We start from the raw sequence: 11,337 nt of genomic DNA, 5'->3' as shown, positions 1-11,337 counted from the left end.
TTTTTTTATTTTTCTTTATCTCCAAAAGCATCATCTTTGTCGGCAACAATAAAAGCGAGGATGATGGCTATGATAATCACTAATCCTGGAGCAACAAACATTAGAAAATCATTAAACATTTCGTTCACTCCTTCTTACCTTGGATATATTCCTCATCAAACAAGAACAGTTTTAATAATAAATAGATCGACGGGATCAGTAATGCGAGCCCGAGTACGAAGACGACAACAAGCGAAATAGCCATTGCTTGGTTGGTGAAGCCTTCATGAATCGTCAAGTGCGGGTAAAGCAGGTAAGGATAATGGGCAATACCATATGCGAAAAATGCAAAAGCAAATTGACCGACTAACAACCACAACGCAGCTGTATAACTTCTTTTTCTCCAAATGAACCACGTAGTCAAAGCCCATAGTACAAAGGAAACGGCAAACATCCACCATAGGTTCATCAGATTTTCGAACAACATGTAGTTATGGTAGCGGAGTTCAATAATAATCCCCGAAGCTGCTACGATTAATGGGATAGCCCAAATTAACGCATATCTGCGCATCAAGTCTCTCGCTTCAGTATCTTGCGCTTTATCTGCATACCATGTTAGGAATACTGCAGAGATGTATAATACAGCTATAATGGCAAGAACGACGATGGACCAGGATAATGGACTCGTAAATAAAGCAAAATAGTCAAGCTGTGGAGTTCCATTTTCAATGGTTACAAATCCACCTTGAGCAATTGCAAGCACAACCGATAAAGCTGGCGGAATAAGCAATCCTGCAATACCGTACATGGTGGCATACCCTTTATGGCCTGCTCGATACGATTCAAAGGCATAGTAGGAACCGCGGATTGCCATCAAGATCAAAGCGATACTGCCTGGAATTAGTAAGATTGTCCCGAAGTAAGTCGCCGTTTTCGGGAAAAATCCAACAATCCCAATATAGAAAAATACAAAGAATACGTTCGTCACGGACCATACTGGTGATAGGTACCGCTGAATAACCTTTGATAGGATTTTCTCTTTACCAGTCAAAATACTATAAGCATTGAAGAATCCAGCACCAAAGTCAATGGAAGCGAGGATGACATATCCAAATAAGAAGGTCCACAGTACGGAAATCCCTAATATTTCTAAACTCATGACTGCTCACCACCTTGTGTAGATTGAACTTTCGCTAATTCTTTTTCGATCGGGTTATTTGCGAACATTTTACGTAGAATAACAATTGTTCCAATTCCCAAGATAAGGTAAAGAAGAGCGAATAGCACAAACATTAATCCAACATAATCACTTGTCGTGGCAGCCTCGCTGACTGTCATAATACCGCGCATGATCCACGGCTGACGGCCGAATTCCGCGAGCCACCAACCAGATTCAATAGCTAACATGGATAGTGGACCGCCTAAAACAATGAGCCAGCGGAACCAGTTTGATTCAACAAATGTGTATCTCATTCGTGATCCAAGCCAATATAAGAAGGATATTGCAATCATCACCATACCAATCGTAATCATAGTGTCGAAGTAATAATGCACTGCAAGCGGTGGTTGTTCCTCTGCAGGGAATTCATCGAGACCAATTACTTCAGAAGATGGACTTCCAAAGGCGAGAATACTTAAAACGTAAGGAAGTTTAATTGCATATTTTGGTTCTTGATTTTCATCGAGTACTCCGTATAACAGGAGCGGAGCACCTTCTCCCGTTTCAAAATGCCATTCGGCAGCTGCAAGTTTTTCTGGTTGGTATTCTGCCAGGTATTTACCAGAGAAGTCACCAATCAATGCTACTGCAACAGCAAAAATTAACCCGGTTTTCATCGTCATATGCAATGCTTTTTTATGATACGTATGCTTCGATCCCTTAATTAGTTTAAATGCAGCTATTGCCGCTAATATAAAGGCAGCCGTCATATAGGATGCAGCAAGCACGTGAGCAATCTTCGTAGGTGATGCCAGGTTAAACATGGCAAGGACTGGGTTAGCATTAACAAGTGTTCCATTTACAATATCAAACCCTTGCGGCGCGTTCATAAAGCCGTTCACTGTTGTAATGAAAAAAGCTGACATCCCAGCACCGACGGCAACTGGTATCAATAGGAGAAAATGAGTCTTCTTATTTTTAAATCGGTTGCCGGTATATAAATAAATACCAAGGAATATAGCTTCAAAGAAAAAGGCGAAAACTTCCATGAATAAAGGTAAAGCAATGATATTACCTGCAAGTTCCATAAAGTTTGGCCACAATAAGGCAAGCTGTAGACTGATGATCGTTCCAGTAACTACACCTACAGCAACTGTAATTACATAGCCTCTAGCCCAGCGTCTAGCCATAAGGATATAGTGGTCATCGTTCTTTTTAATTCCAAGCCACTGTGCAATCATAATAAAAAGTGGTATCCCAACACCGATAGTTGCATAAATAATATGAAACGATAATGTTAGCAGTGTCAGCATCCTGCTCGCAAATACAGGATCATGAAACATAAGCTTTTCCCTTCCTCTCTTTATAAGTTCGTGTACTATTGAACATAAGGAAAAACAGTTTTTACTTATGTTCGATAGTAAAAACTAGTTTCGTCTCTCTATTGTAGCTTATAAACGACGCGAAAGACCCATCTACTTATGACAATTTTTCAAAAACCCGTTACTTTATTTTGCACAAAGCAACGGGAATTATTATCATTACTTTATTTGGTGGAAATTGGCAACGTGAAGGTGAAATTCTCTTCCGCTGTCAGCTCTCCATCTTTATAGGTTCGTTCACTAAATACAACATCATACTTCCGGTTAATCAGAACGACCGTTGCTGAGCGAGTACCATAGTTAGGCGTTTTAATAAAGGATGCGGATAATTTTCGTTCAAGTTCTAATCCTATACCCGTATTCGGCAGCATTGAATCAGGAGCTTCTTCTTCATTTTCGAGAATATGGAATAAATCATCTGTTTTTACATGGTCGGTTTGACGTAGATAATTATCCAACCTTGCTCTTCCTTTAACGACTTTCGGCCACGGTGTGTTTAGTGTTGCGTTGCTTAAACTATGTGTCCCTGCTGGCACTGCAGTAATCGCATTGTCTGCATTATTATAATGAAAGAGTCCGCTTGTATCACCAACGAGAATGTTGAATCCGGCATAGGCGTCTCGCTCGTTACGGATATTATCAAGGAATTGGCTAGGAGAAATGGTTGTCGATAGAAATTCACGCACAATATGCCCCCGTGACTTTTTATCTTCCCCTTCAAGGGAGAAATCACGAATATTTGTAAGAGCAGCAAATCGTCCTGCTTTCGTAATGCCAAGCCAGGTCCCTTGCTGGAGCATATCACGTCCGGCGAGAAGAAAAGGCGCATCAGGCCAATAGTGAGCTTTCTCGGTAGGTCTGTCGTAGAATTCATCTCGATTTGCGGCTACAATTAATTTATAATTCGGATGGTCTTGTAAATGAAAATGAATTAAACACACTACTAATCACCTCTTAACAATATATTATACGCTCGGCCATTCCCGTCCACCAATTTAAAGCTTTACAATCGTCACTCATCTGACAAACAAAGTGGAGTGTCAATGATAAGCCAAATGTTATAATGATAATAATTGATTTCAACACGGAGAAAGAAGACATCATTTATGTGGAAAGTTCATTGAAAGAGTGAACAGCCACTATATTTACAAATCGTTGATGAGCTAGAAAGGAAGATTTCAGATGGTGAATTCCCTTAAGGAAAAATTACCTTCTGAAAGAAAATGAGCTGAACAATTGGAGGTAAATCGAAGTGCCGTTGTTTTAGCTTATGATGAGGATGCTTACAAATGAAGAAAGATATATTATAATTGTAATTACGATGATAAACTAAGGTCAAAGTGTAGTATTTTCAATTCGTTTGTGTTGTAATAGAAGCAGGAAATACCTTATTAAATTCAGTGGTCTATTAGATATATTTCAACTGAAGGAGGAGGGCTTCTTGTGGAATTAAAGATGGAATGGGAAGGGAAAAGAGCTTTTAACGGTGTAACTCCCTCAGGATATCCATTCATTACAGATGGATTGCCAGAGTTTGGTGGAGAGGGGCGCGGACCGACTCCAATGGAAATGTTGCTCGGAACGGTGATTGGTTGCACCGGAATTGATATTATTTCGATTTTAGAGAAAATGAAACTTGCACCAAAGGCCTTCCATGTTCAGGCAAAGGGAGACAGGTCTCAAAGTCATCCGCGTCGTTATAAGGATATACATCTGCATTACACAGTGAACGGTGACATCCCGGAAGATAAATTATACCGGGCGATTGAGTTATCGTTAAATAAATATTGCTCCGTTGTTTATTCATTAAACGCGGAAATTACAGCAAGTTATTTATTGAATGGAGGAGACCAGGTCACAATGGACCTTGATTAAGGGGGAAAATGATGCTTGATTTTAATGCTTTTACAGTTGGTTTGATTATAGTCGTTTGTGTTATTGCAACGGTTCTGACATATAGGGTTTTAAAAGAAGAAGAACACAAGCAAAAGGCATACAAAGAAAGTGGTCAAACGATTGAAGACGAACTGCAGCGATCTTTGGAATATGAAACATCTTCTTGGAGCAGTAATGTACCTATTATGTCTTGGATATATATCGTTGCAACAGTTCTCTCGATTATCGCATTTGTTATTTATATGGCTTAATGGGACAGTATGGTTGCTGTCTCATTTTTCAGTGTATAAGAAACTAATATTCAGTGGGAGTGGTAAGGAAACCCCCACTGAATGAGTTTCACTTTATTAATAGTCTAGGAGAATAGGAATGTATCAGAATTCAGAACGATTTTTGACTGCCTTTAATCGAATCGAGAAGAAGTTACGGGCAATTATTAATAATGGACGGAATATTGGTTTTTCCAAAATGGTACATATGTTGAAGAATAGAAATGCGATTGTTGGAAGATATAGTGATGATCTGCTTGAATTTGCAGAATTACGAAATGCGATTGTTCATAATAAAGTCGATATGGCTCATGTAATAGCAGAACCGCATGAGTCTACAGTAAAGCGGGTGGAACGAATTGAAAAAGAATTGCTCCAACCAAGGATCGTGTCACCGAAGTTTATTAAAGAGGTCATTTCATTTCAGCATGACGAACCATTTACCAATCTACTTGCACTTATTCATGAAAAGAAAATATCAAAGTTTCCGGTTTATGATCATCAGGAATTCAAGGGGCTGATCAGTCAACGGGCGATCACTTTTTGGCTCGCCGGCAATATGTACGCAGCAAATAAAATGCCAATGGAAGTGACAGCGGGGGAAGTCCTCGAATATGAAACGAATGATAATTACCGCTTTATTGCAAAGAATACATCTGTACTAGAAGCGATCGATATTTTCAAAAAACAATTTGGCAGAGGGAATCGCCTGGAAGCCTTACTCATTACGGAAAGTGGTAAGGAAACGGAGCCCTTGATTGGAATCATTACGAACCTAGATATTATTGGACTCAGACAGCCAAATTAACAATAGTAAACTTTTACCATTGCGTTTTTTTAAGATAAGGTATAGAATATGATTACAAGCTACAATGTTCGTATGGAATTAAGTTTTAACCTCTAAATAATGAATAGGGAGTTTTATATCGAAGTTGGAATGTCGGGCCGTCTTTGAACGGAAGACAAGAAGGCTTCTGCAAACACCCACTTGAACAAAGTGAGTGGTTTAAAACTTTTTATTTCAGAAATACGGCAATTGTGGCTGTACCTACATATTATAAAAGGCTGATTTCCTTACTGGAGATTAGCCTTTTTTTGTTTGTTCGTACTGACGTTGCGAAGACAATCACATACTTAGCTTGTAAGGACGCTAACACTTTGATCGTGGTTAAAATGCTCATTCCGATCCATAGACAGAACGGATCTCACCACCTATAATCGAGATATAGAAAAAAGAGCGTTTTACAGATGTTGGGAGTGGGATTATGGGTGGTTTTTTAATATTTTACATCATATTTATTGTGCTTGCCTTAAGTACCGGAATTATCTTTTGGGTAAGGTATCAGTACCGGATACTCTCGGTATTATCGCTTATCTTTGCATTGCTGGCACCTCTTCTACTCCTGTTGACGGTTGCGCAGCGGGAAAAGAAAGAAGCCGGTGCATTTAGTTACTTAATGGAACAGGTAGGGGCTGGAAACACTTGGGCCCGGATTACGTTCATTATTCATATTTATCTTGTTGGTTGGATGTTATTTCTAACCGTTCGCCTGATCATTTACCTTGTGCAATCACCAGATGTTAGAGTGAAATATAAAAAACTACTAGAACAGATCCATAAATTAAAGCGGAAGAAGGAGGAAGGGACATGACGCTTCATTAGTAAATTCGTCGTGTTCTTATTTTTTCTTGCAATGTTTCTGTCTTTTGCATATAATAACAGTAATTCGAAAAAGCAAATAATAGCGATGAAGAGGGAAAAGTAGGATAGTCGATTTTTGGATAGAGAGCTTCGGCTGGTGAAAAGAAGCAAAATTGACGTCACGAACAATGGCCTCCGAGCTGCAGACTGAACGGAATCTAGTAGGTTGTGCCGAGTTGGCGACTCGTTATCAAAACTAAAGTATAGATGTTGTACTTAATGAGGCTGTAAGTGTGAACTTACAGTGAAATAAGGTGGTACCACGAATTGTAAACCCGCGTCCTTATCAATTATGATATTGACGTGGGTTTTTTATGTTTTGCGAAGAAGGGGAGGATTTAGTTGAATAAACATATCGTTCTACAAACAGATTTCGGATTACATGATGGGGCAGTTAGTGCAATGAACGGGGTTGCTTTTTCCGTTGATTCAACACTTAGGATATCTAATTTAACACATGAAATCCCGCAATATAATATTTGGGAAGCATCGTATCGTTTATACCAAACGGTTGCTTACTGGCCAGAAGAGACCGTGTTTATTTCCGTTGTCGACCCTGGTGTCGGAACGGAACGTTTAAGCATTGTGGCGAAAACAAAGGACGGGCATTATATCGTAACACCGAATAATGGGACACTTACCCATCTTGCACATAGCACGGGGATTGTTGCGGCTCGCGTCATTGATGAAAATATAAATCGCCTCCCCCGATCTGGTGAATCGTATACATTCCATGGCCGTGATGTATATGCCTTTACGGGAGCAAGACTTGCGGCTGGTGTAATTAGTTTTGAGGAAGTCGGTCCGGAACTCTCACTTGACGATGTGATAAAGCTAAGAATCCCTGAAGCGACATATTCAAACGGTATTATTCATGGAAATATTGATATTCTCGATAGCCGTTTTGGTAACTTATGGACGAATATCAATCGCGAACTTTTTAAAAAAGCAGGCATTGAGTATGGAGACGTGGTTGAAGTGACGATTGTGCATAACTCGACAAAAGTATATAAAAATTTAATTACTTTTGATCGATCATTTGCAGACAGGCGCCTTGGTGAGCCCTTATTATTTGTGAATTCCATTGATAATCTGGGAATAGCGATCAATCAGGGGTCCTTTGCCGATGCGTATCATATCCGTTCTGGGGTGAATTGGACGATTATAATTGAGAAATAATCTAACTTAGTTGTCATGAGTTTGTTAGAAGTTCACAGGCAGGATTCCGGAAAATTACGCTATACTATAGACATAAATTCACAGGAGAAGGTGAATCTATGCTGGAAATTATTTTGGATGAATTTCATTATTCCACGCTTTGGAATGGTGGAATCCTAATTTATATCGGTTTTATTTTTATTATTTATTTTTTATTATTGCCACAGAATAAAAAATATCCGGTTTGGAAACAAATTATGTTTGTCGCAGGTATGATTGCTGTATTTGCAGCGCTTGGCAGTCCGATTAATGTAATTGCAAGAATTAAATATAGTTATCATATTATTCAGCTTGTATTATTGGTGCTTGTAGCGCCTCCATTGATTATCATTGGTTTTAAAATAGAGATATTTGAACATGCAAAGAAAATTAACATCTTAGATAAAACACTTAACTTTTTAGCAAAACCGATTGTCGGATTTTTAAGCTTCTTTATCCTTTTCTATACTTACCATATTGCAAGTGTATTTAATTTTGCACGACTGGATTTATATATTAATTATTTCTTTATGCTTGCATTGCTTATCGCAGGAATTCTATTATGGATGCCGATTGTGTCACAGCGCTTTTTAAACACCAAGAAAAAACAGCTGTATATCCTATTCTGCATTCTTTTCTTTATACCGTATAGCCTGGTTTTGTTGTTATCAGACAAGAGTCTCTACCTTGTTTATACAGATGTTGAATTGTTTATGCAATCCCTCACGGTCTGTATGCCAAATATAAAAGAATTACCGCCCGAATTTGCAGCAGCCCTCTTGCCGTTCAATCCGGAAGAAGAACAAATGCAAGGTGGCGTGATGCTTTTAATCAGCCAGCTCATTTTGTTTGGCATCGCTTTTTTCGCGGCATCGATAACTCGTAAAGAAAAAATACATATTTAAACATGTATTTGAACACTTTTAAAACATTCAACGATAAATGGAAGGTATTTGCCCAGGAGGTGTGGCGGATACCTTCTTTTTCTAATATAATAGATTAATAGAAATCGAGAGGAGCAAGAGTTTGAAGAGAAAGAAGTGTTGGTTGAAAGTTGTCGGAATCTTACTTGTCATTCTAGTGATATTGGATGTTGGAGCTGGAGTCTTCTTTTATAAATTGGCGATTGAACGGGGAACAAAGGAATTCTTGACTGGAAACGCAGATTTGGAAGTTTCTGCTGAGGCGATGGATGTATTTACGAAAGGGGATTGGCGTTCGTGGGCCGATACCCGGGACTTTGAATATTGGCAAATGGAGTCGTTCGATGGACTTACACTTCAAGGTTATTTTTTAGAAGCAGAAGAACCGACAAATAAGACGGTTGTCTTCGCGCATGGTTATCTTGGGCGCGCTCAGGATATGGCTTTATTTGGACAATATTATTATGAAGAGCTTGGGTTTAATATGTTTACCGCAGATAGCCGTGGGCATGGTTTGAGCGAAGGAGATTATTATGGTTTCGGTTGGCATGACAGGCTTGATTATGTCGCTTGGATTGATCGGATTATTGCTGAACTCGGTGAAGATACAGAAATAATACTTCACGGTGTATCGATGGGGGCGGCAACGGTTTTAATGACGCTTGGAGAAGAACTGCCAGATAATGTGAAGCTTGCCGTAGCGGACAGTCCGTATTCTAGTGTCTATGATTTATTTGATTATCAGTTGGATCGTATGTTTAATCTACCAAGCTTCCCGATCCTTCCAACAATGGGAATGGTAACGGATTTTCAAGCAGGTTATTCATTGAAAGAAGCATCTGCACTTGATCAGGTTGAAAAAGCTCAGGTACCGATCCTTTACATTCACGGTGGAAAAGACACCTTCGTTCCAACCGAAATGACGAAAACACTTGTTGAACATACGAAAACAGATACAGAGATGCTGATCGTACCCGGAGCAAACCACGGCGAATCCATCGTCCTCGACCGCGAAGGTTACCTTGAAGCCATGAACAGCTTTTTTGATAAACATCTTTATTGATAGACAAGTTTAAATATAGGACTGGAACATAGCTATTTTATCCATAGTAGAATAGTTATGTTCCAGTTTTTTAATTAACTGGTAATAATCTTCATTGACCGAGAGTACAACTTTTGTTTGAACTGCTCTGTAGAGGCAAACGAGACGAGCGAATGGGGGGAAAGCCTGTTTGCTTTCCAATTGGTTCGAGAGAGATGGACTGATGGGAGAATAAAGTCCGTTTGTTTTCCAATTCGTAGGAGAGAGATGGACTAATGGGAGAATAAAGTCCGTTTGTTTTCCAATTCGTACGAGGGAGACGGGTTAATGGGAGAATAAAGCTCGGTTCTTTTCCCAATCGAACAAGATGAGCGTACTAATTGGAAAATAAGAGTTGTTTGTTATCCCAATTCATCGGGTTGAGTATTCTGATGGGTTAATAAAACCTGTTCTTTTTCCATTACAGTGACGTGAGTGGACTAATAGGAGAATAAAACGATTTGTTTTCCGATTTGAACAAGAAGTGTGCGCTAACGAGATCATAAAGCAATTACTTTACATAATTATCGAGAAGAGATGTGAGTTAATATCTCCCAATCCGATTTTCATAGCGAATCATCCACTGAGATAAAGGAGGGTAGGTAAAATTTATAAAAATTAATTATTTATTTTTATAAACGCCGTTGCATATTTATGCATAAGTGTGTATAATGATGAATAATTAATTTTTAGAAAGCGAGTTGTTCAAATTGAGGAAAGCGGCAATCATAGGTGGAACGGGGTACGGGGCGATTGAATTAATCAGATTGTTACATAACCACCCCAAACTAGAAGTGACAAAGGCAATTAGCCATTCCCAAAGTGGTGAAGTCCTTTCATCAATTTACCCGCATTTGGAGAAACTACATGAAATTAAAATGGTAGATTTGGATATTAAGAGTTTAGAAGCTGAAGTAGATATTGTCTTTATCGCGACTCCAGCAGGCGTTGCAAAGACAATCGTACCCGATTTACAAGATCTCGACTTGCAAATTGTCGATTTATCCGGAGATTTACGGTTATCTTCACGGGATGTTTATAAGGAATGGTACGGGAAAGAAGCGGCACCACAGGAAACGATTAATCAAGCTGTTTACGGTTTAACGGAAATTTATAAAGAAGAAGTTCAATCCGCGAAAATCATTTCCAATCCGGGCTGTTTCCCAACATCTGCATTACTCGGGACGATACCAGCACTCGAAAAAGAGCTCATTAGCCCAAAAGGAATTGTAATTGACGGGAAAACGGGTATATCCGGAGCAGGCCGGACACCTACAGGTACGACTCATTTTCCGGAAGCGAATGATAATGTATTACCATATAAAATTGGCAGGCATCAGCATATACCTGAAGTCGAACAATATTTGTCAAAAACAATTGATGAGCAAGTAACTACGATTCTTACAACTCATCTTATCCCTATGACACGGGGATTGATTTGCACGATTTATGCTGAATTAAATCAAGACATAACGACAAAAGAAGTAATCGAACTATATGAAACGTATTATAAAGAAGATAAATTCATCCGCGTCTTGAATGAAGGCGAGTTCCCGGCAACAAAAGCGGTGCAGGGAAGTAATTTCTGTGATATCGGCATTTGGGTGGACAAAAGAAGTGATCAATTAATCATTGCTGCGGCGATTGATAACCTAGTGAAAGGTGCAGCCGGTCAGGCAATTCAAAATACGAATCTCATGAACGGCTGGGAAGAAGACCTTGGTCTCGCTGCCGTTCCAATGTATCCAT

General features: G+C 39.2%; 12 protein-coding genes, 1 other RNA gene and 1 other annotated feature. Of the genes, 9 read left to right on the top strand and 4 right to left on the bottom strand.

The features are described 5' to 3' along the window. Positions 1-5 precede the first annotated feature (5 nt). The 4 genes from cydS to SPD53_RS18600 form a co-directional block, all read right to left on the bottom strand. The gene (cydS, locus tag SPD53_RS19970) at positions 6-119 is read right to left on the bottom strand and encodes a cytochrome bd oxidase small subunit CydS (protein ID WP_442946241.1); all 114 of its coding nucleotides are present in this window, start codon (positions 117-119) and stop codon (positions 6-8) included. A 5-nt stretch (positions 120-124) separates the two neighbouring features. Beyond that, a complete protein-coding gene (locus tag SPD53_RS18610) occupies positions 125-1,138 on the bottom strand; it encodes a cytochrome d ubiquinol oxidase subunit II (protein WP_336253442.1) in 1,014 nt (337 codons plus the stop codon). Continuing rightward, on the bottom strand, positions 1,135-2,481 hold the full coding sequence (locus tag SPD53_RS18605; RefSeq protein WP_336253441.1) for a cytochrome ubiquinol oxidase subunit I: 1,347 nt from the start codon (positions 2,479-2,481) through the stop codon (positions 1,135-1,137). Before SPD53_RS18605 ends, SPD53_RS18610 begins: the two co-directional genes overlap by 4 nt. Before the next feature lie 203 nt (positions 2,482-2,684). Then, positions 2,685-3,461: an NRDE family protein gene (locus tag SPD53_RS18600; RefSeq protein WP_336253440.1), complete on the bottom strand. Its 777-nt coding sequence runs from the start codon at positions 3,459-3,461 to the stop codon at positions 2,685-2,687. A 502-nt stretch (positions 3,462-3,963) separates the two neighbouring features. Between SPD53_RS18600 and SPD53_RS18595 the strand changes: the two genes are divergently transcribed. The 9 genes from SPD53_RS18595 to argC all read left to right on the top strand — a co-directional run. Continuing rightward, a complete protein-coding gene (locus SPD53_RS18595; protein WP_336253439.1) occupies positions 3,964-4,395 on the top strand; it encodes an OsmC family protein in 432 nt (143 codons plus the stop codon). An 11-nt stretch (positions 4,396-4,406) separates the two neighbouring features. Beyond that, a complete protein-coding gene (locus SPD53_RS18590) occupies positions 4,407-4,667 on the top strand; it encodes a hypothetical protein (RefSeq protein ID WP_156854723.1) in 261 nt (86 codons plus the stop codon). 118 nt (positions 4,668-4,785) lie between these two features. After that, positions 4,786-5,493: a CBS domain-containing protein gene (locus tag SPD53_RS18585; protein ID WP_336253438.1), complete on the top strand. Its 708-nt coding sequence runs from the start codon at positions 4,786-4,788 to the stop codon at positions 5,491-5,493. A 53-nt stretch (positions 5,494-5,546) separates the two neighbouring features. Further along, positions 5,547-5,734, top strand: a non-coding RNA gene (ssrS, locus tag SPD53_RS18580) — 6S RNA. A gap of 216 nt (positions 5,735-5,950) precedes the next feature. Further along, complete coding sequence (locus SPD53_RS18575; RefSeq protein WP_156854719.1) at positions 5,951-6,337, top strand: hypothetical protein; 387 nt, start codon at positions 5,951-5,953, stop codon at positions 6,335-6,337. Between the two features lie 87 nt (positions 6,338-6,424). Next, positions 6,425-6,675, top strand: a binding site (T-box leader). Between the two features lie 54 nt (positions 6,676-6,729). After that, positions 6,730-7,566: an SAM hydrolase/SAM-dependent halogenase family protein gene (locus SPD53_RS18570; protein WP_336253437.1), complete on the top strand. Its 837-nt coding sequence runs from the start codon at positions 6,730-6,732 to the stop codon at positions 7,564-7,566. A gap of 98 nt (positions 7,567-7,664) precedes the next feature. Further along, positions 7,665-8,489, top strand: coding sequence for a cytochrome c oxidase assembly protein (locus tag SPD53_RS18565; RefSeq protein ID WP_336253436.1), 825 nt, complete (start codon positions 7,665-7,667; stop codon positions 8,487-8,489). A 121-nt stretch (positions 8,490-8,610) separates the two neighbouring features. Further along, the gene (locus tag SPD53_RS18560; RefSeq protein ID WP_188859653.1) at positions 8,611-9,570 is read left to right on the top strand and encodes an alpha/beta hydrolase; all 960 of its coding nucleotides are present in this window, start codon (positions 8,611-8,613) and stop codon (positions 9,568-9,570) included. A gap of 728 nt (positions 9,571-10,298) precedes the next feature. Continuing rightward, a partial coding sequence (argC, locus tag SPD53_RS18555; RefSeq protein WP_188859654.1) for an N-acetyl-gamma-glutamyl-phosphate reductase occupies positions 10,299-11,337 on the top strand: 1,039 nt, incomplete at its 3' end.

It is taken from the genome of Oceanobacillus sp. MO10714A (genome assembly GCF_037072045.1).
In the GTDB taxonomy this organism is placed as follows: Bacteria; Bacillota; Bacilli; order Bacillales; family Amphibacillaceae; genus Oceanobacillus; species Oceanobacillus indicireducens.
This window is presented reverse-complemented; position numbering and strand designations above follow the sequence as displayed.

What these genes read in the sequence shown, in the direction of transcription:
- SPD53_RS18575 (WP_156854719.1), top strand. Translation starts at nt 5,951, where the DNA reads ATGGGTGGTTTTTTAATATTTTACATCATATTTATTGTGCTTGCCTTA.
- SPD53_RS18605 (WP_336253441.1), bottom strand. Translation starts at nt 2,481, where the DNA reads ATGTTTCATGATCCTGTATTTGCGAGCAGGATGCTGACACTGCTAACA.
- SPD53_RS18565 (WP_336253436.1), top strand. Translation starts at nt 7,665, where the DNA reads ATGCTGGAAATTATTTTGGATGAATTTCATTATTCCACGCTTTGGAAT.
- SPD53_RS18585 (WP_336253438.1), top strand. Translation starts at nt 4,786, where the DNA reads ATGTATCAGAATTCAGAACGATTTTTGACTGCCTTTAATCGAATCGAG.
- SPD53_RS18590 (WP_156854723.1), top strand. Translation starts at nt 4,407, where the DNA reads ATGCTTGATTTTAATGCTTTTACAGTTGGTTTGATTATAGTCGTTTGT.
- SPD53_RS18610 (WP_336253442.1), bottom strand. Translation starts at nt 1,138, where the DNA reads ATGAGTTTAGAAATATTAGGGATTTCCGTACTGTGGACCTTCTTATTT.
- cydS (WP_442946241.1), bottom strand. Translation starts at nt 119, where the DNA reads ATGTTTAATGATTTTCTAATGTTTGTTGCTCCAGGATTAGTGATTATC.